Here is a 20,061-nt window from a genome sequence, read left to right on the forward strand (position 1 = left end):
TACAAGTTTAAAGGAGGGTGAACAGTGGCGACAAAACATGAACAAATTCTTACCTATATTGATGAGCTTCCTGTCGGTGAAAAAATCTCGGTCAGACAGATAGCAAAGGCGCTGAGCGTAAGTGAAGGGACAGCCTATCGTGCAATAAAAGAAGCTGAGAATAAAGGCTATGTCAGCACGATTGAAAGAGTAGGAACAATAAGAATTGAAAGGAAAAAGAAAGAAAATATTGAAAAGCTGACATTTGCAGAGGTAGTTAATATTGTCGATGGCCAAGTTCTCGGGGGAAGGGACGGGCTTCATAAAACACTCAACCGTTTTGTAATCGGAGCGATGAAGCTTGATGCAATGATGCGCTATACTGGTGCAGGTAACCTTATGATTATTGGTAACCGAATCAAAGCACAGGAGCATGTGCTAAGAGCAGGGGCTGCTGTATTAATTACAGGTGGATTTGATACAGAAGACCACGTAAAGCGGCTTGCAGACGAGCTGCAGCTGCCGATTATCTTGACAAGCTATGATTCCTTTACGGTGGCGACGATGATTAACAGAGCAATTTATGATCAATTAATAAAAAAAGAGATTGTTCTTGTCGAGGATGTCTTAACACCACTAGAAGAGACCATTTATCTTAAAACAGATGACCCTGTATCAATGTGGCAGCAGTATAATGAAGAGACGCTGCATGGCAGATTTCCGGTTGTCGATGCCAATATGAAGGTGCAAGGTATGGTTACATCGAAGGATATAATCGGAAAACTTAAGGATATTCCCGTTGAAAAAATTATGACCAAAAACCCTGTCACAGTTGGCGGCAAAACAAGCGTTGCTTCTTGCTCTCATATTATGGTTTGGGAAGGAATAGAGCTTCTTCCTGTTGTTGATGAAGCGAATCGTCTGCATGGCATCATCAGCAGACAGGATGTCTTAAAAGCACTGCAGATGAATCAAAGACAGCCGCAAATTGGGGAAACGATTGATGATATTATTACAAAGCAAATCAATGTTACAAAAGGGAAGCTGAAGTCAGAAAATTCCTTTACTTGTGAAGTAACCCCGCAAATGACCAATCACTTAGGAACTATTTCTTATGGAGTTTTTACAACCATTGTATCAGAGGCTGCAAACAGGGCACTGAGAGGGCATAAGAAAGGCGATTTAGTTGTAGAGAACTTAACTATTTATTTCATTAAGCCAGTGCAGATTGACAGTACAATCGAGATAGTTCCAAAAATCTTAGAGGTCGGCCGAAAGTTTGGAAAAGTAGATGTTGAGGTGTTTAACCAAGGTGTACTTGTCGGTAAAGCGATGATGATGTGCCAATTGATTGACAGACATTAAAAGGAGAGAGAAGACAATGAAGCAAAGTATATTAGACGCTATCAAGCAGTTTGATACGATTATCCTGCACAGACATGTCCGCCCAGATCCTGATGCATATGGTTCACAGGGAGGGCTTGCTGAAATCATTAAAACGTCTTTTCCTGCTAAAAAAGTGTATACAGTTGGGAAAGAAGAGGAATCCCTTCATTTCATGCGCAGGCTCGATACAATCGAGGACAGCACTTATAAGGATGCACTAGTAATTGTGTGTGACACGGCAAATCAGGCACGGGTTTGTGACTCGAGGTATACTACAGGGAAAATGCTTATCAAGATCGATCATCACCCAAATGATGATCCTTATGGAGATATTGTGTGGGTGGACACATCTGCAAGCTCTGTCAGTGAAATGATCTATGATTTTTTCTTGTTTGGTAAAGACCAGGGCCTTCAATTAAATGATGAAGGAGCAAGGCTGTTGTATGCAGGAATTGTCGGCGATACTGGCAGATTCTTGTACCCTAGCACATCAGAAAAAACATTCAATTATGCTGGCGAATTGATAACTTATAACTTCACAAGACCTGACATGTACAACCAAATGTATGAGCTTGACCCGAATATCGTAAAGCTGAGTGGATATGTACTGCAGAATTTTACAATGCTGCCAAGCGGAGCAGCCTACATGAAGCTTGATAAAGAGGTATTGAGCAGCTTCCATGCAATTCCTTCTCAAGCATCCTTGCTAGTCGGGGATTTGGGAAATGTGAAGGGGATAAAGGCTTGGGTATTCTTTATTGAGGAAGAAGACCAAATCAGAGTTAGATTTCGCTCTAAAGGGCCAATCATTAATGTGCTTGCTAAGAAGTATAACGGTGGTGGCCATCCGTTGGCATCTGGTGCGAGTATTTTCAGCTGGGACGATGCAGAGGATGTAATTCGAGATTTAGAAGAGCTTTGCAACCAATAAAGATAACAAAAAAAAATCCCGAGAAGCTTTTGGCTTCTTGGGATTTTTTGCTATTGCTAGTCTGCAAATGTGACACTAAGCTCCACATAGACTGTGGTGTAAATAATCAGCTCAGAGACCTTAAATCTGTATCGTTTTTGATCTGATTCAACCACTTTGTTTTCAATTGATTTTTTTAAAAGAGCCCTGCTTTTATAAACAAGCTCCATATCCTTTGCAACAATTGTTCTAAGATCTTCTTTTATAGCATCTTCCATTTCTAAAGCATTAAATGGTTTAATATTGTATTTATCCTTATCTTTGCTGTTTATCTTTACGACTATTCCTTGGATAGTCAGTTTTTCCTCTGCTTTTTTATTCAGCTCAGAAAATTCCTGCTGCCATATTTCTTTATCTTTTTCTAGGTTATGAATGGTGCTTTTTTGGTTTTTTATCTCTGTGCTGTACCTTTCCTGCCAAACACCAAACATAAACAAAAAGACGCACCAGCTTATAAAGCCTCCTATCACCATTCCAGCGAAAAACCGTTGAAGGGAAACATTCTTATAAAATGGTGGAATTCGCATATTAAATATACTCCTGCGTAATCCATCTTAGTATTGTCGCACCAGAGTGGGCGCCGCCAAATGCGGCAACGATTAAAAGAATTTGCTTAAAAAGATCCTTTGTTCCAGCATCATAAATACCCTTCTCAATTGTATGAATAGCATCAAACGTGCCGCCGATTGCTGTCACTATTGCCCAAATCCGAATCATATCCGATAATTTCGTTATTTCTGTTAAAAGAGGCTTTCCTGTCATGAATGCAGCCAATCCGCCAAGTAATGCTCCTCCAAGTACAACTCCAAGTGCAATAAAGTAACTTTCGATAAATGCTGAAAAAAACGGTTCTTGATTCATTTAAGTCAACCTCACAGTCCCTATTATTCTCTTAGTTATACATATGGACAAACAGAAGCAATTATGATTGCCAGTCCAAGTTAAACATGAAAAATCTAAAAGGCGAATGTGCATGTTCGATAATTGGGAGATTAAAGGAGACGAGATAAGAACATATTTTCTTTTTTTATGCAATACAACTATAATAAAAGGATAATAAGTTGCTGTAGTCGAACAAATAAAGATTGCGGCAGTAATAAGAATAACTTAAGAAAGCTTTTGTAAAAGAGTGGTGATAAATATGTCTTATGTTCATCTGCAAGTATCGAGCGCGTACAGTTTGCTGTCTAGTACGGCTTCTGTCAAACAACTCGTTTCCTCTGCAAAAAATAGAGGCTTTAGTGCGCTTGCCTTGACGGATCGCAATGTTTTGTATGGGACAGCAGCCTTCTATAAGGAATGTATAGCGCAAAACATCAAGCCGATTATTGGTCTTACTGTCGATGTAATTAGTGAAAAACACGAAGATTTGGCCTTTCCGCTTGTCTTGCTAGCGAAAAACGGAAGTGGATTTCAAAATCTCTTAAAATTATCGAGTGCCATCCAAACGAAAAATAAACAGGGTATTCCAATTAAATGGTTAAAGCATTATGCTGATGGCCTTTTTGCTTTTACCCCAGGATATGTTGGAGAAATAGAGCAGTCACTGCTCAAAGAGGACATGGAGCATGCAAAGGAAACAACTTTATTATTTAAAGGTATTTTTGCTAAAGGGCATTTTTTCTTGTCGCTCCAAAAACACGGAATCATCGCTGAAGCAGCTTTAAATGAAAAGCTGAAGCAGTTGGCTGCACAAACAGAAACAAAGCTTGTGGCAACAAATGCTGTGCAGTACACAAACAAGGAAGACAGGTTTGCACAAACATGCTTGGCTGCGATAAAATCCGGCATTACCTTGGCGAATATTGTGCAAGATGAATGGGAGTCAGACGAGCGTTATTTGAAAAGTAAGCAGGAAATGGTGGAATTGTTCAGTGATGAGCCGGAAGTACTTGAGAATACTTGGGGAATTGCTTCTGCATGCGAGTTCCAACCAGGAGAAAAGGTTGCAGCATTACCGAAATATCCACTTCCTGCTGATGAAACAGCCGCAAAATATTTATTGCACCTATGTGAACAAGGGCTGCAGCAAAGGTATGGAAATCCATCGGAAATACATATGGAACGGCTTCGTTATGAACTGAACGTCATAAACAGGATGGAATATAGTGATTACTTTCTTATTGTTTGGGATTTCATGAAGTATGCACGAGATAATGGAATTCTTACAGGTCCGGGCAGGGGAAGTGCTGCTGGCTCTATGGTTGCATATGCATTGTTTATAACAGATGTCGATCCAATTAAATATGACCTTTTGTTTGAGCGCTTTTTAAATCCGGAACGGATTACGATGCCTGATATTGATATTGATTTTCCAGATGACAAGCGGGAACAGGTTATAGAATATGTCAAAAATAAATACGGGGAACTGCATGTAGCCCAAATCATTACATTTGGGACTTTAGCAGCTAAAGCGGCATTAAGAGATGTTGGCAGGGTTTTCGGTTTAACAATGAAAGAGCTGGAGCAGCTTTCAAAGGCAGTGCCCTCCAAGCTTGGCATCACATTGGAACAAAGCTTAAAAGAATCAAAGCAGCTGCAGGTGTTTGTTGCAGAATCGCCAAAAAATAAACAGATTTTCGAGACAGCGAGCAAAATTGAAGGCTTGCCACGACATGCATCAACACATGCAGCAGGTGTTGTTTTAAGTGAGGAGCCGTTAGTGCAAATAGTTCCGATACAACAAGGCAGCGAGGACGTTTATTTAACACAGTACAGTATGGAACACCTTGAAGAGCTCGGATTACTGAAGATGGATTTCCTCGGCCTGAGAAATCTCTCTTTGCTTCAAACCATACTCGATACCATTCAACGTCAGACGAGAAGACAGATTCCTATTAAAGAAGTGCCTTTGAATGATGCTGCTGTTTTTGAGCTATTGAGCAAAGGCGAAACAACCGGGATATTTCAGTTGGAATCAGATGGAATGAGAAGTGTTCTAAAAAGACTAAAACCGACTGAATTCGAGGATATTGTGGCTGTCAATGCCTTATACCGTCCAGGTCCGATGGAGAATATTCCACTGTATATTAACCGTAAACATGGCAAGGAGAAAATTGATTATTATCATCCAGACCTACAGCCGATTTTAGAGAAAACATATGGAGTAATCGTCTATCAGGAGCAAATCATGCAAATAGCCTCGAAAATGGCTGGGTTCACACTAGGTGAAGCAGATTTGTTAAGAAGAGCAGTAAGTAAAAAGCAGCGGGATGTTTTAGCAGCTGAAAAGGTTCATTTTGTGAAGGGTGCTTTGGCAAAAGGCTATGCAGAAAGTGCTGCGAATGAAATATATGAACTGATAGTCAGATTTGCTGATTACGGGTTTAATAGAAGCCATGCAGTTGCATACAGCATGATTGCCTATCAGCTTGCATATTTGAAGGCAAATTATCCGCTCTTTTTCATGTCGTCATTGCTTACGTCAGCAGTTGGCAATGAAGGGAAAATGATGCAATATATTCAAGAACTGAAACAAATGAATATAAAGGTGCTGCCTCCTTCCATTAATAGGAGCCATTTCGCTTTCACTGCAGAAGGAAGCAATATTTTATACAGCCTTGCTGCTATTAAAGGGATTGGAGCTTCCGTTCTAAAAGAAGTTTTTCGTGCGAGAAGGCAAAAAAAGTTTGAAGATCTATTTGATTTTTGTCTGCGAACCTCCCCGAAAATTGTCAACAGAAAAATCATAGAGGCATTTATTCATGCAGGCTGTTTTGATGAGTTTGGGGAGGATAGGGCTATATTGCTTGCGACCATTGATGTTGCCCTGCAGCATGCACAGCTTGTTCATCCGGATGGAATGGAGCAGGAAGACCTCTTTGGTGAGGAGGGCTTCTTCTTCAAACCGAAATATGTCCAGGTAGATCAGATGGATGCAGAAGATAAGCTTTCATTGGAGAAAAAAGTTCTCGGTCTTTATCTTTCTGACCACCCAGTCTCCATCTATGAAAAACACAAGAAATCCTTGCACTGCAAGGAGCTTGCGGAGATGAATCAAGGTGGGAAATATCGAACTATTACCTATATTACTGACTGGAAGGCTATTCGCACTAAAAAAGGGGAACCAATGGCTTTTCTTACTTTGAATGATGAAAGCGGAGAATTAGAGGCAGTGGCATTTCCAGCAGTTTATAAAAAAATACAGCACCTTCTTCAAAATGAAAAAATTTTATTTATGGAAGGAAGGGTTGACGAACGAAACGGAAATAAGCAGTTTGTTATTCAAGAGTCTGAAAAAGTTTCCGAAAAAGTCCAATCACTCAATTCGAATAATCATAAATTATTTATTAAGATTGTCCAGGAAAAAGATACAGACGAAATAAAAGGTAGACTATTGGACATCATTAACCAATATAAGGGGGCAGTGCCTGTCATCATTCATTATGTGCAAACAGGAAAGACGATTCAGCTTAACGACGAATATCTCATTAATCCGACAAAAGAATGCATCAGTAGCTTTGAGGAATTGCTTGGGACAAATAGTGCAATCTTGTCTGATTAACTTTACATCTTCTTAAAGTTGTTATATTGTTTAATAAGTCAACTGGTCTGACCACTTTTCAGCTCTTGTTTTCTTACAAAAAAAGGCAGTTTTTTTAAGGGCGGAATGAAAGCTGGCCAGAGATTTAAGGACATGCTAACTAGAAGCAGGTGATGATGAACGGTGAATGAGTCTTCTTCCAACAGCTCCAAGCTTTACTTGGACATAGTCAATCATTTAAGAGAAATGATTGAAAAGGATGGCTTAAAACCAGGAGACAGACTTCCCTCTGAACGCTCCCTTTCCGAAAGGCTTAATGCAGGAAGATCATCTGTGAGAGAAGCACTGCGGGCGTTGGAGCTTTTAGGGCTTATTGAAACGAAAAAAGGGGAAGGTACTTTTCTTCGGGATTTTCAAGGACATCGTCTTGTACAGTTAATCAGCACCTTTGTACTGCAGGATGAAAAGGCGAAATTGGATGTTTTAGAAACAAAAGACTTTATACAATTGAATTGTTTGCAGATCGCAATGGAAAAAATGACAGAGACGGAGCTGGCTGAAATGGCAGAGTGGATTTGCTCTGACATGGTCAGTGAAAGTGATTTTTTTTTCAGGATTGTCCAAACAGCTGACAACTACTTGCTGTTTCGCTTATGGACCATACTAAAGGATTATTATTTTTCTCTTGGTTTTCCCAATGTATATTGGTCAAAAGAAGATTATTTGCTGCTATTAGATAATATAAAAAGCAAAAATGAACAAGATTTAATCATGAATTATAGGAAAAAGAAGCAAACATAATGGAATCATACTTTTACTTTTAATATCCTGACTTTTTTTATCATGAACATTTAAATAAAAAGCAGGAACATGTCTATGCTCTTTTTTACTAAGATGTGCACCAGTAGGATTAAGACCTAGGGTAGTCACATAACGCAGAAAAATGGGGAGGCTTCCACATTGATGATAAAGGAAATATTTTCGAAACCGAAAAAAAAGAAATATGCGACAATCCCTTCTGAATCATCTAAAAACGATGTTCCTGAAGGTGTCATGACAAAATGCGGCAACTGTAAAAAAATTATGTATACTAAAGAATTGCAAAAAAATCTTAAAGTTTGTTTAAACTGTGGTTTTCATTTGCCAATGACAGGTTATGAGCGCTTAAGCTCTTTGCTGGATGAAGATACATTCACAGAAATGAACCAAGACATGAAAACAGGAAATCCACTTAATTTTCCTGGTTATGAAGAAAAGATTGCAGGCGATCAAAAGAAGACAAATATGAATGAAGCGGTCGTAACTGGAACAGGTGAAATAAACGGTATTAAAGTAGTGATCGCAGTCATGGATTCTACCTTCCGCATGGGAAGCATGGGCTCCGTTGTTGGTGAGAAGATTACCTTAGCAATTGAAAAGGCTGATGAGCTTTCATTGCCATTTATTATTTTCACTGCTTCAGGCGGTGCAAGGATGCAAGAAGGTGTCCTTAGTTTGATGCAAATGGCGAAAACGAGTACAGCATTGAAAAAGTTCAGCGACAATGGTGGACTTTATATTACAGTGATGACACATCCGACTACCGGAGGCGTTTCCGCGAGTTTTGCTTCGTTAGGTGACTTTAACTTTGCTGAGCCTGGCGCGCTTATCGGATTTGCTGGACGAAGAATTATCGAACAGACAATTGGAGAGAAGCTGCCAGAGGATTTCCAAACATCTGAATTTCTATTAAAGCATGGACAGCTCGATGCCGTCATACCGAGACTGGAAATGAAAGAAAAGCTTCATTTAGTATTAGAAATGCATCAGGCAGGCGGTGATTCAGAATGGTAGAACTAGAATTTGACAAGCCAGTTGTTGAATTAAAAAACAAGATTAAAGAATTAGAAGATTTCTCCAAAAAGGCGAATGTAGATCTTTCCACTGAAATTGAAAAGCTGGAAAAACGATTGGAAAAATTGGAAAAAGAGGTTTATGAGAACATGAAGCCTTGGGACAGGGTGCAGATTGCAAGGCATCCAAGCAGGCCGACAACTCTTGACTATATTCCTTATCTTTTCACAGATTTCATGGAGCTCCACGGTGACAGGACTTTTGGCGATGATGCTGCGATTGTTTCAGGTATTGCCAAATTTAAAGGTTTGCCAGTTACGGTAATTGGTCACCAAAGAGGAAAGGATACGAAGGAAAATATTCGCAGAAACTTTGGGATGCCACATCCTGAAGGATATAGAAAAGCATTAAGGCTGATGAAGCAAGCAGATAAATTCAGAAGACCAATCGTATGCTTTATTGATACGAAAGGTGCTTATCCAGGTAAGGCTGCTGAAGAGCGAGGCCAAAGCGAGGCTATTGCAAAAAACCTGTTTGAGATGGCTTCCTTGAAGGTACCTGTTGTGTGTATAGTAATTGGAGAAGGCGGCAGTGGTGGTGCTTTAGCATTAGGCGTCGGAAATTATATGCATATGCTGGAAAACTCCACTTATTCGGTTATTTCTCCGGAAGGTGCTGCTAGTATCCTGTGGAAGGATTCAAATCAGGCGAAGCAAGCTGCTGAAAGAATGAAAATCACAGCTCCCGATTTAAAGGAAATGGGGATTGTTGATAAAATCATTCCAGAGGTAAGAGGCGGAGCACATCATGATGTGGAAGCACAGGCGAAAGAAATTGAAACTGTGCTGTTTACTTCCCTTAAGGAACTTAAAGCAATGACAGAAGAAGAGCTTGTTGAACATCGCTACAATAAGTTTAAAGCGATTGGAGAACACATTTCCGAGTGAGCCAATACGGGAGCTTAAATGGGGAGCATAAGCTTTCTTATTTAAGCTCTTTTCTTTTGTAATGAAAAAAGACATAAAATTTTGTATGAATTGTAGCATTTATTAGCAGAAAATGAGAAAATGCAAAAGGGCAGTAAAAAAAGTAATGGAAGATATGTTAAAATAGCATGCAGAATGGTTTAAGCTTCTTTATTCGGGAAAAGATAAAGAGTGAGTGAAAAAAACTTGCTGACAATTTCGTCTTTTATTTTTTTTTCATATAAAGTTGAGATAGATGAGCCTTCATGATATGTTAGAATTGTTATAGTCAAATGTAATTAGAATGAAAGCTAAATTATCATAATTAGGAAAAGGTACCTTGAAAATTATCTTTTTTTCGGAATGTTTATCTTTTTATTTGTAATATTTGTGACAGATATTGCAGAATGATGTTATATAATTTAGTATATGTATGTTTTTATCTACATAGCAGTAGATTAAATTGTATGAGGTGATTTTAATGGTGAAAAGAATTGGGGTACTAACTAGTGGCGGTGATGCGCCAGGAATGAATGCGGCAGTAAGAGCGGTTGTGCGTAAAGCAATTTATCACAACTTGGAAGTATACGGAGTTATTGGCGGATATGCAGGTCTTATCAGTGGAAACTTCAAGAAATTAGAAGTTGGTTCTGTTGGTGACATCATCCACCGTGGTGGAACTTTCCTATTTTCTGCGCGTTGTGAAGAGTTTAAAACAAAAGAAGGTCAGCAAAAAGGGATCGAACAGCTTAAGAAGCATGGTATCGACGGTCTTGTAGTTATTGGCGGAGACGGTTCCTACATGGGGGCGAAGGCGCTTACAGAACAAGGCTATCCATGTGTCGGCGTGCCGGGAACTATTGACAATGATATTCCAGGAACAGAGTTGACAATCGGCTTTGACACTGCTTTGAACACAGTTATTGATGCGATTGATAAAATCCGCGACACAGCAACATCTCATGAACGCACATTCATTGTGGAAGTAATGGGAAGAAATGCTGGTGACATCGCGCTTTGGTCAGGTTTAGCTGGCGGTGCGGAAACAATCCTAATTCCAGAAGAAGGCTTCCATATTGATGAAGTAGTGGACCGTCTGAAAAAAGGAAGCGAGCGCGGCAAAAAACACAGTATTATCATTGTTGCTGAAGGTGTATGCTCAGGCGTCGAAATCGGCAGACAAATCGAAGAACACACTGGCTTTGACACTCGTGTATCTGTATTAGGACATATGCAGCGCGGAGGATCTCCAACTGCAGCAGACCGTGTGCTTGCAAGCAGACTTGGGGCTTACGCTGTTGAGCTTCTTGTTGAAGGAAAAGGCGGACGAGCAGTCGGTATCGAAAAGAACCAATTAGTAGATTATGATATAATTGAGGCTTTATCACGCAAACATACAATTGACAAGAACTTATATCGCCTATCAAAAGAACTATCCATCTGATGATAGAAAAGGAGACTCGAATTAGATTTATTCTACTTGGAGTCTCTGCCATGAATATAAAGAGATAATTAGTAAAAAAATTATTATAACGGAGGCATATATAATGCGTAAGACAAAAATAGTATGTACAATCGGTCCTGCTAGTGAAAGTATTGAAAAGCTTACACAACTTATGGAAGCTGGTATGAACGTTGCAAGATTAAACTTCTCACATGGTGACTTTGACGAGCATGGCGCACGTATCAAGAACATTCGTGAAGCGTCTGAAATCACAGGTAAAAACGTTGCTATTTTACTTGATACTAAAGGCCCTGAAATCCGTACAAACAACATGAAAGACGGAGCAGTTGAGCTTGTAGCAGGAAATAACATTATCGTGTCTATGACAGAAGTAGAAGGAAATGCTGATAAGTTTTCCATCACTTACGAAGGACTTATCGATGATGTGGAAGAAGGAAGCAAAATCCTTTTAGATGACGGTCTTATCGGACTTGAAGTAACAAGCATTGACAAAGCAGCTGGAGAAATACATACAAAAATCCTAAACACAGGCACACTTAAAAACAAAAAAGGTGTTAACGTGCCAGGAGTTTCTGTTAAGCTTCCAGGTATCACAGAAAAAGATACGAACGACATTCTTTTCGGTGTGGAGCAAGGCGTTGATTTCATCGCAGCATCTTTCGTGCGTCGTGCATCTGATGTACTTGAAATCAAGCAGTTGTTAAAAGACAATAACGCTTCTCATGTTCATATCATTCCTAAAATCGAAAACCAAGAAGGTGTTGATAACATCGATGAAATCTTGGAAGTTTCTGATGGCTTAATGGTTGCTCGTGGTGACTTAGGTGTGGAAATACCTGCAGAAGAAGTGCCATTGGTACAAAAATTATTGATCAAAAAATGTAATATTCTTGGGAAACCAGTTATCACTGCTACGCAAATGCTTGACAGCATGCAACGCAACCCACGCCCAACAAGAGCAGAAGCAAGTGACGTTGCAAACGCGATTTTCGATGGTACAGATGCTATCATGCTTTCAGGTGAAACTGCTGCTGGAACATACCCAATTGAAGCTGTTCAAACAATGAACAACATTGCTTCAAGAGCAGAAACTGCACTTAACTATAAAGAGATTCTTTCGAAGAGAAGCAGAGATGTTGAACCTAATATCACTGATTCAATCGGACAATCAGTTGCTCACACTGCGTTGAACCTTGATGTAAAAGCAGTTATCACACCAACAGCAAGCGGACAAACAGCAAGAATGATTTCTAAATATCGTCCAGAAGCTCCAATTGTAGCTGTAACATATGATGCACCTATTTTGAGACAGCTTGCATTAGTATGGGGTGTATACCCGCGTCTAAGCACAAGAAGTGAGTCTACAGATGAAATGCTTGATGTTGCAATCCAAGAAAGTGTTAACAGCTCTATCGTTACACATGGTGATACTGTTGTTATTACTGCTGGCTTGCCTGTTGGCGAAACAGGAACAACAAACATTATGAAAATCCATGTTGTTGGTGATATTTTGGCAAAAGGTCAAGGAATCGGCCGTAAAACAGCTTATGGTAAAGCAATCATTGCTACAAACGCAAAGGATGCTCTTGATAAAGTAACGCAAGGATCTGTTTTGGTTACAACAGGAACAGATCGTGACATGGTCCCTGCACTTGAAAAATGCAGTGCATTAATAACAGAAGAGGGCGGTTTAACAAGCCATGCTGCTGTTGTTGGACTTAACCTTGGTATACCTGTTATTGTTGGAGTGGAAAATGCAACTGAGATCTTCACTGATGGTCAAGAAATCACAGTTGATTCTCGCATTGGAACAATCTACAGCGGACATGCAAGCGTACTTTAATATTTAAGTAAACGCCGAAAAAAGCTCACCTTGTTTTTTAGAAACAAGGATGTGCCTTTCGGTGTTTTTTTTTCTGGGAATAAATGCTTGGTACTAATATTTTTATAATTGTAAAGAAAAAGCTATAATGGAGAAAAGAAGTATTAAAGGAGGAGCGTCATTTGCGTAATCTCTTTATTGCATTATTGATTCTGCCGCTTGTCGAATTAGCTGCATTCCTGTTATCAGGGAAGTTAATCGGCATTCCGGAGACGTTAATATTAGTAGTAGTAACTAGCTTGCTGGGAGCTTTTATTTTGAAGAAGGAAGGCGTTAAAGCAATCAGAAATGTTCAGGAACAGCTTAGTCTTGGAATTCTGCCTGGTGACGCCATTTTGAATGGCTTTTGCGTATTAATTGGTGGAATCTTTATGCTGTTGCCAGGATTTCTGTCTGATATTGTTGGTGCTTTGCTGCTGCTTCCGCCAACTAGAAAGCTCTGCAAAAAGCTGTTGCTTCATTATATGCAGAAAAAACTGCTGCAAAAGAACAGGATTATTATCCAGCAATAGACGGTTTAAAAAAAACAGCGGCATGGATTTTCCAAGCCGCTGTTTTTTTTGTTATTTTTCTGCTCCTTTAATAAAGCTCCATAGATCGGCGAAAACACCTGCCTTATTTAACGTGCTAATGATTACAAGTGTTACTGGACCGACAATTAATCCTAGAAATCCAATGAGCTTAAAGCCGACAAATAAGGCGACTAAGGTTGCAAGGGGATCAAGCCCGATGCTGGATGATAGTATTTTTGGCTCCATAATTTGCCTTTGGACAAGAACTACTATATACAATACAGTCAGTCCAATAGCTAGAGGCATTTGACCTATGATCACTTCGTAAATAATCCAAGGAACAAATACGAGACCTGTCCCTAAATACGGAATGATATCAACAATTCCAGTGACTAACGCTATCGTAATGGCATAATCAACACGGAGGATGATTAACCCGATAAGAATGATAACAGTTGTTATGGATACTAATGTAAGCTGTGCTTTTAAAAAGCCGAGCAAAGCTCTTTTTAAATCGACAAACACTGACTTTCCGCTTTTGCTGAAGCGGGGAGGCAGCAGGTTTGTTAATTTCCGAATTAGACGGTTCCAATCTTTGCTTATAAAGAAAGTTGCCAATAAAGAAAAAATAATCACTGTAGCAGCATTGGGAAACCAAGATAAGATAATGGGGATGTTCTGAAAGAATGTTTGGATAAACGTTCCGACACTTGACCCAATTTGTTCGCCAACATTTTTAATATTAGTAATAATCGTATTTTGCTGGCTTGTGCCTAAATTATTAAATGTGCTTGCAAGTTGGTTATATAACGGAATAATTTGCGCTGTAAAAAAGTCTTCGATGTATTCAATAAGAAGATTAATATGCTCTGGTACCACATTCGCTAAATAAGCGGCACCTGTTACAATCTCTGCAACCAGCAAGGTGATAAGTCCTGCAAATAAAGATAAGATAATAATAATGCTTAAGATTACTGCAAAAGCTCTAGGTAATTTGCACTTGAATTGTAGAAAGTTAACAAGGGGGTTCATAAGAAAAGCAATCAAAAAGCCTATAATAAAGGGATAGGTTATTTTTGATAAATAAAAAAATCCAACAAATACTAGTATCGTCACTGCAATGACAAACAGCAGACGAAGTGAACGGTGAATCAAAGTCATATTCAAACAATTGTCCTCCCATTCTCGCTTAAAAATACATATTAGTTTGTTTAATCTTTGTTATTCATATGTATACTAATCAAAAATAACCATATAAAATAATGTGAATCACTATGGCTCATCCATGTTATATCATTGATTATAGAGGAAAAGAAATGGATGGGTCAATTAATGGTCAATTAGTTTTCGCAAAGGAGTAATCAACTATGTTCAGTCAATCTTATCTATTTTTGTATTTACTAATTGCTATAGCCCTTATTGCAAAAAATACGTCTCTATTAATTGCAGTTGGAGCCTTATTACTTTTGAAGGTGATTGGGCTTGATGCTAAATCCTTCTCCTTCATTCAGTCGAAGGGTATTAATTGGGGAGTGACCATCATTACAATTGCAGTACTTGCACCAATTGCAACAGGTGAAATCGGCTTCCGGGACTTATCAGCCGCTTTTAAATCACCATTTGCATGGATTGCACTATTATCTGGTATAGCAGTTGCATTGCTGGCAAAAGGCGGTGTTAATTTATTGTCATCAGATCCACAAATCACCACTGCTCTTGTGCTAGGGACAATATTAGCAGTTTCTTTGTTTAAAGGAGTTGCAGTTGGTCCGCTTATAGGTGCAGGCATTGCTTATATGGCAATGCGTGCAATGGAATGGTTTAAATAACTTTTGGGAATCAGCAGCGCTGATTCCCTTTTTTTATTCCACTATTATAAGCTTTGTCCTTTTTTTATTTAATTTCGGGTACTTCTACATAGTGTAAGAAAATCTTTCGTGAAAATGCTACCAACATTCGTTTTGGAATTAAAAAAGCTATAATAATTACATTTTGAAATTATATAAAGATAATTGTTTTCTAAACGAAAAAACCATGTCAGAAAATCTGACAGAATACAATCCCTTTTGTTTTTATCATGATACTATTATGTCAACATTTTAGTTAAAGGAGACATGTACATGAAAAAAACACGTCCTGCACTCACTATCTTTTTATTCTTTTTAGGCTGGGTATTTATGTATGCTGACAGGAATATTTTATCACCTGTTATGGGAAGTATCGGGGAGGAATGGAGTTTAAATCAAACACAGCTAGGCTTAATGTCGACTGTTTTCTTTGCTGCATATGCACTCATGCAAATCCCAACAGGAATTTTGGCTGATAAATTCGGCCGTGTGAAAGTTCTTGTAATCGGCTTTATCGTTTTTGGTATCGGAACATATTTGAGCGGTGCATCTGCAACATTCGGCATATTTTTAATGATGCGTGCACTAACGGGATTAGGAGAAGGCACCTATTACGGGTCCCAATACGGAATTTCCTCCACAATAACACCGAAAAAGTATCGAGGACTTGTTTCTGCCATCATAAATAGCGGTATGGCGTTTGGTATCTCGCTAGGATTTATGTCATCAAGCTATTTTACTTATACATTGAACAAAGGATGGCAATTCCCCTTTTATGTATTTGCGATTCCAACCATTATCGTTGGTATCTTAATTGCTGTTTTTGTTCGTGACAACTCGCATAAAGAGAAAAAACAGAATGTTCAAGCAACAGAAAAAGTGGAGTGGAAAAAAATCTTCACAAAAAACCATATATTCGTTTATATTTTGATTTTCTGCTCTTTATATGGATTTTTCGGAATGCTTACATGGCTTCCATATTACTTGCAAACAGCTAGAGATATTGAAGCATCACAAACTGGAATTATTTCTTCTTTAGTACCATGGGCTTCCATCCCTGGAGCAATTCTTTTCGGTTTCTTATCTGATCGAATTAAAAGCAGAAAACCGCTTATTATCGGCCTTGCATTAGCAGGTGCATTATGTCAATTTATTATCCCGTATACAGAAAATTATTCCTTTTTGATTGTCGGCTTATGCTTGTACGGTTTACTTGGAAAATTGGCGTTAGATCCAGTTTTGATTTCCTATATGGCTGACATCACTCCACAGTCGATGTATTCAAGAGTGTATGGGTTCTTTAACTTCAGCGGAATGCTTTCCTCTATTTTCGCACCATATATTACAGGGTATTTTGCTGACAAAACAGGAAGTCTTGAATTTGGGTTTTATTTAGCAGGAGGGTTGTTAATAATCGGTGCTGTGTTATTTTTATTCACGACTGATAAAAATCAAGCTAGTTCCAGTTCCATTCAACCTGTCAGCTTAAAAAGGGAGGAGAAGCTAGTTTGAATAAAGTGATTGTTGGTACAAAAACGATGGTTGTAAGTCCACATTATTTAGCATCACAGGCTGGTGAAAGGATACTGGATAATGGTGGTAACGCCTTTGACGCAGCTGTGGCTGTCAGTGCTTGCCTTGCTGTCGTTTATCCTCATATGACAGGGCTCGGCGGGGATTCTTTTTGGCTTACTTATGAGGCAAAGGACAAGAAAATTCGCTCCTATAATGGCAGCGGCAAATCCGGCGCTGCAGCAACAAGGGATAAATATAAAGGAAAAGATTCCATCCCTTTTAGAGGCATTGAAAGTGTTATAACAGTGCCGGGGATGGTGGACAGCTGGGATGCCATATTGAATGAATATGGAAGTATGTCGCTTCAAGATGTACTAGCGCCTGCGATTGAATATGCAAAGTATGGCTTCCCCTTATCGAATGATCAATATGAAAATACAGTAAAGAATGTGGAGCTGCTTAAGAAAGATAAAGATACGGAAGCTATCTTCCTGCCGGACGGGGAAACTCCTCGTGCTTTTCAAAAGTTTGTGCAAACGAATCTGGGACACTCATTATCCCAATTGGCAGAAAAGGGAAGAGATGATTTTTATAAAGGTGATTTGGCAAACAAAATCATAACGAGTCTACAGAAAAAAGGTAGCTTTTTAACAGAAGCTGATTTTGCAGATCATCAGGGAGAGTGGGGAGACCCGCTTTCGAGTACTTATCGTGACTATACTATATTTCAAGTACCACCTAATTCACAAGGATTTGTGGGCTTGATGATCCTTAATATTTTGGAAAATTTCGATCTATCTAAGATACCTCATGGTTCTTATCAATATTATCACTTATTGGTGGAGTCAATAAAAGCAAGCTTCTATGACCGAAACAAGCACTTAACAGATCCGAATTGGCATGATATTCCTTTAGATAGGCTCTTAAGCAAGGAATACGCTAAGGAGCTTGCAAATTCCATATCAATTGAAGAAACAAGTAATATATCAACACAGCCTGTTGGCAGCGATACAGCACATGCTGCAGTTGTAGATAGTGATGGCAATGCAGTTTCCTTTATTCAAAGTCTTTATTTCGAGTTTGGCTCTGGAATTGTTGCTGGAGATACAGGGATAACTATGCAAAATAGAGGCTCCTTCTTTTCATTAGATGAACAACATATTAATGCATTGGAACCACAAAAAAGAACTTTTCATACATTGATGCCTGCAATGGCTTTTAAAAACGATAAACCATATGTATTATATGGAACGCAAGGAGGCGAGGGACAGCCGCAAACGCAAACTGTCATGATTACGAGAATGTTTGATTATGGCATGAATCCACAAGAAGCTATCAGTGGACCAAGATTTGTATGGGGCAGAACATGGGGGGAAAAGACTGAGGAATTGAAGATGGAAAGTCGTGTTTCAACAGACGTATTAGAAAAGCTGCAAAAGGCCGGTCACTTGGTAAACAGGGTAGAAGCTTTTGACGGAATAATGGGCCATGCTAATGCAATCCTTATTGATGATCAAGGATATCTTTATGGTGGAGTCGATCCAAGAAGTGATGGGGCCGCAATTGGAAAATAATAAGAGAATTCGGCACAGCCTCAATGAAGCTGTGCCCACTTTGGATGCAATATTATTGTGCCATATTCATTTTTATAAAAAAGTTTACTACTCGGTAGTGACCCCTTAAAGTTAGAGTTTTTATTATGCAGCTAATTGGCTGGCATGAGTTCGGAATTTTACCGGACTCATGCCGGCCAGTTTTTGTTTAATTCGATCGTTGTTATAGTAATGGATGTACTTCTCAATCTTCATATTCAATGTTTCGTAAGAAATTAATTGTTCTCCGTAATACATTTCCTGCTTCAGTAAGCCAAAGAAGTTCTCCATTGCTGCATTGTCTGCACATGTTGCTTTGCGAGACATGCTTTGGTACATCTTATTTTCTTTCAATGTTTGTACCCATTTGTAGTGCTGATAGTGCCAGCCTTGATCGGAGTGAATGGTTGTTCGATATTTGGCACGCTCTTGAATAATAGGAAGCACCTGTTTTAATGAATCCATCACAAATTCCAGCGTTGGACTTTTAGACATACTAAACCCAATAATTTCCCCGTTATATAAATCCATGATAGGGCTTAAATACAACTTCTCATCATTTGTACATTTGAATTCCGTTACGTCGGTCACAACTTTTTGAAGGGTATGTGGTGTGTGGAAACGACGGTTCAAACGATTTTTCGCCACTTTCCCAACCGTACCTTTATACGATTTGTAGCGTGATTTACGCACGAATTTTTCGCATTTCAAACCTAGCTTCTTCATGATACGTTGTACTTTCTTATGGTTAACGGGGTAACCTTGCATTTTCAATTCCGCATGAATACGACGGTAACCATATCTGCCTTTATGCTTCTCAAACGTCTCTAAAATCAACGTTTCCCACGTTTCATTTGGATCCTTTTGTTTCATCTGTTTGATTTGATAATGATACGTTGCCTCTGGAATTTCCACTTGTGTTAAGACATCTTTTAATCGGAATCCTTCTTCTTTAAGTTCGAAGGCGATGGCTGCTTGTGCTTTTCGAGGAAGGCATCCGGATTCTCTCGAAAAGCCTTCAACTTTTTTAAATAGGCAACCTCTAATCGAAGCATTTCATTTTCACGTTCTAACTGTTCCTCACGTGACATTGGTTTATTCTGTTTATTCGCTGTTGTTTTTGGTTTTTTAGACATAGACGGGCGCCCCTTTGCTTTTTGTTGCAGGCCCTCTATTCCTTCTTTTTCTAATTTACTGTTCCATTTGGCGATTAAACTCGGATTATTTATCCTAAATTGAATCGCTGTCTCTTGAAAAGAAGCACCTGTTTGTTTCCTAAAGTGTAATACATCCAATTTGAATTGAACAGGGTATTCCTCATTAGCTATTTTCCGTTGTAACCCTTTTTCGCCAAAAGCTTTATAAGCACTTACCCAATTCTTAATTGGTGAAGAAGATGGAATACTGTATTTTTGCGCCAATCGGTCATAACTTAAAGCACTTTTCAAATACTCTTGAACAATTTTTAGTTTGAAATTCCCACTATATTTAGCCATAAAAAAACCCCCCAAAAGTTAGATTTCAACTCTAACTTTTGGGGTGCAGCACCCTCCCCATTTGTTCTGTCAGGTTCTTTCATGAAAATTCCGGAATATAAGTGCTGTGAAAAGAATATATTTTACAAGCGAGATA

17 protein-coding genes are annotated in these 20,061 nt (G+C 38.9%); 12 read left to right on the forward strand and 5 right to left on the reverse strand.

Features of this window, described 5'->3' with window-relative positions; all coding sequences use genetic code 11:
* The first annotated feature begins 24 nt into the window (after positions 1-24).
* A complete protein-coding gene (locus CEQ21_RS17765; protein WP_185765667.1) occupies positions 25-1,344 on the forward strand; it encodes a CBS domain-containing protein in 1,320 nt (439 codons plus the stop codon).
* Positions 1,345-1,360: 16 nt separating this feature from the next.
* Positions 1,361-2,296, forward strand: a complete 936-nt coding sequence (locus CEQ21_RS17770; RefSeq protein WP_185765668.1) for a DHH family phosphoesterase — start codon at positions 1,361-1,363, stop codon at positions 2,294-2,296.
* A 56-nt stretch (positions 2,297-2,352) separates the two neighbouring features.
* Here CEQ21_RS17770 and ytrI read toward each other — a convergent pair whose 3' ends face one another.
* Both ytrI and CEQ21_RS17780 read right to left on the reverse strand, forming a co-directional pair.
* Positions 2,353-2,862, reverse strand: coding sequence for a sporulation membrane protein YtrI (gene ytrI, locus CEQ21_RS17775; RefSeq protein WP_144456585.1), 510 nt, complete (start codon positions 2,860-2,862; stop codon positions 2,353-2,355).
* Between the two features lies 1 nt (position 2,863).
* On the reverse strand, positions 2,864-3,196 hold the full coding sequence (locus tag CEQ21_RS17780; RefSeq protein ID WP_144456583.1) for a sporulation membrane protein YtrH: 333 nt from the start codon (positions 3,194-3,196) through the stop codon (positions 2,864-2,866).
* A gap of 280 nt (positions 3,197-3,476) precedes the next feature.
* Between CEQ21_RS17780 and dnaE the strand changes: the two genes are divergently transcribed.
* The 7 genes from dnaE to CEQ21_RS17815 all read left to right on the forward strand — a co-directional run bounded on the left by dnaE (position 3,477) and on the right by CEQ21_RS17815 (position 13,475).
* Entirely contained in the window at positions 3,477-6,839 is a 3,363-nt protein-coding gene (gene dnaE, locus CEQ21_RS17785) for a DNA polymerase III subunit alpha (protein ID WP_185765669.1), read from the forward strand.
* Positions 6,840-7,001: 162 nt separating this feature from the next.
* Positions 7,002-7,619, forward strand: a complete 618-nt coding sequence (locus CEQ21_RS17790; RefSeq protein WP_185765670.1) for a FadR/GntR family transcriptional regulator — start codon at positions 7,002-7,004, stop codon at positions 7,617-7,619.
* Positions 7,620-7,781: 162 nt separating this feature from the next.
* On the forward strand, positions 7,782-8,651 hold the full coding sequence (accD, locus tag CEQ21_RS17795; RefSeq protein ID WP_185767318.1) for an acetyl-CoA carboxylase, carboxyltransferase subunit beta: 870 nt from the start codon (positions 7,782-7,784) through the stop codon (positions 8,649-8,651).
* Positions 8,645-9,598 (forward strand): acetyl-CoA carboxylase carboxyl transferase subunit alpha, encoded by a 954-nt coding sequence (gene accA, locus CEQ21_RS17800; protein WP_185765671.1) that lies wholly within the window; start codon positions 8,645-8,647, stop codon positions 9,596-9,598. The genes accD and accA overlap by 7 nt, the downstream gene beginning before the upstream one ends.
* A gap of 502 nt (positions 9,599-10,100) precedes the next feature.
* A complete protein-coding gene (gene pfkA / locus CEQ21_RS17805; RefSeq protein ID WP_127737897.1) occupies positions 10,101-11,060 on the forward strand; it encodes a 6-phosphofructokinase in 960 nt (319 codons plus the stop codon).
* Positions 11,061-11,163: 103 nt separating this feature from the next.
* Positions 11,164-12,924, forward strand: coding sequence for a pyruvate kinase (gene pyk / locus CEQ21_RS17810; RefSeq protein WP_185765672.1), 1,761 nt, complete (start codon positions 11,164-11,166; stop codon positions 12,922-12,924).
* 161 nt (positions 12,925-13,085) lie between these two features.
* A complete protein-coding gene (locus CEQ21_RS17815) occupies positions 13,086-13,475 on the forward strand; it encodes an FxsA family protein (protein ID WP_185765673.1) in 390 nt (129 codons plus the stop codon).
* Positions 13,476-13,526: 51 nt separating this feature from the next.
* Here the strand turns inward: CEQ21_RS17815 and ytvI are convergent, their stop codons facing one another.
* On the reverse strand, positions 13,527-14,636 hold the full coding sequence (ytvI, locus tag CEQ21_RS17820; RefSeq protein WP_419181623.1) for a sporulation integral membrane protein YtvI: 1,110 nt from the start codon (positions 14,634-14,636) through the stop codon (positions 13,527-13,529).
* Between the two features lie 206 nt (positions 14,637-14,842).
* Here ytvI and CEQ21_RS17825 point away from each other — a divergent pair, with 206 nt between their 5' ends.
* The 3 genes from CEQ21_RS17825 to ggt all read left to right on the forward strand — a co-directional run bounded on the left by CEQ21_RS17825 (position 14,843) and on the right by ggt (position 18,411).
* On the forward strand, positions 14,843-15,304 hold the full coding sequence (locus tag CEQ21_RS17825; RefSeq protein ID WP_185765675.1) for a DUF441 domain-containing protein: 462 nt from the start codon (positions 14,843-14,845) through the stop codon (positions 15,302-15,304).
* Between the two features lie 291 nt (positions 15,305-15,595).
* Positions 15,596-16,834 (forward strand): MFS transporter, encoded by a 1,239-nt coding sequence (locus CEQ21_RS17830; protein ID WP_185765676.1) that lies wholly within the window; start codon positions 15,596-15,598, stop codon positions 16,832-16,834.
* Positions 16,831-18,411 carry a gamma-glutamyltransferase gene (gene ggt / locus CEQ21_RS17835; protein WP_185765677.1) on the forward strand — a complete coding sequence of 527 codons (1,581 nt, stop codon included), beginning with the start codon at positions 16,831-16,833 and terminating at the stop codon, positions 18,409-18,411. Before CEQ21_RS17830 ends, ggt begins: the two co-directional genes overlap by 4 nt.
* A 123-nt stretch (positions 18,412-18,534) precedes the next feature.
* On the opposite strand, the gene CEQ21_RS17840 is transcribed toward ggt, so the two are convergent.
* Both CEQ21_RS17840 and CEQ21_RS17845 read right to left on the reverse strand, forming a co-directional pair.
* Complete coding sequence (locus CEQ21_RS17840) at positions 18,535-19,476, reverse strand: IS3 family transposase (RefSeq protein ID WP_185767319.1); 942 nt, start codon at positions 19,474-19,476, stop codon at positions 18,535-18,537.
* A complete protein-coding gene (locus CEQ21_RS17845) occupies positions 19,362-19,925 on the reverse strand; it encodes a transposase (protein WP_185765678.1) in 564 nt (187 codons plus the stop codon). Before CEQ21_RS17845 ends, CEQ21_RS17840 begins: the two co-directional genes overlap by 115 nt.
* Positions 19,926-20,061 lie beyond the last annotated feature (136 nt).

Origin of the sequence: Niallia circulans (assembly GCF_007273535.1) — a bacterium.
In the GTDB taxonomy this organism is placed as follows: domain Bacteria; phylum Bacillota; class Bacilli; order Bacillales; family Cytobacillaceae; genus Niallia; species Niallia circulans_B.

Coding starts and splice junctions, on each gene's coding strand:
- CEQ21_RS17770 (WP_185765668.1), top strand. CDS start 1,361: ATGAAGCAAAGTATATTAGACGCTATCAAGCAGTTTGATACGATTATC.
- ytrI (WP_144456585.1), bottom strand. CDS start 2,862: ATGCGAATTCCACCATTTTATAAGAATGTTTCCCTTCAACGGTTTTTC.
- CEQ21_RS17780 (WP_144456583.1), bottom strand. CDS start 3,196: ATGAATCAAGAACCGTTTTTTTCAGCATTTATCGAAAGTTACTTTATT.
- dnaE (WP_185765669.1), top strand. CDS start 3,477: ATGTCTTATGTTCATCTGCAAGTATCGAGCGCGTACAGTTTGCTGTCT.
- accD (WP_185767318.1), top strand. CDS start 7,782: ATGATAAAGGAAATATTTTCGAAACCGAAAAAAAAGAAATATGCGACA.
- accA (WP_185765671.1), top strand. CDS start 8,645: ATGGTAGAACTAGAATTTGACAAGCCAGTTGTTGAATTAAAAAACAAG.
- pyk (WP_185765672.1), top strand. CDS start 11,164: ATGCGTAAGACAAAAATAGTATGTACAATCGGTCCTGCTAGTGAAAGT.
- ytvI (WP_419181623.1), bottom strand. CDS start 14,636: ATGACTTTGATTCACCGTTCACTTCGTCTGCTGTTTGTCATTGCAGTG.
- CEQ21_RS17825 (WP_185765675.1), top strand. CDS start 14,843: ATGTTCAGTCAATCTTATCTATTTTTGTATTTACTAATTGCTATAGCC.
- CEQ21_RS17830 (WP_185765676.1), top strand. CDS start 15,596: ATGAAAAAAACACGTCCTGCACTCACTATCTTTTTATTCTTTTTAGGC.
- CEQ21_RS17845 (WP_185765678.1), bottom strand. CDS start 19,925: ATGGCTAAATATAGTGGGAATTTCAAACTAAAAATTGTTCAAGAGTAT.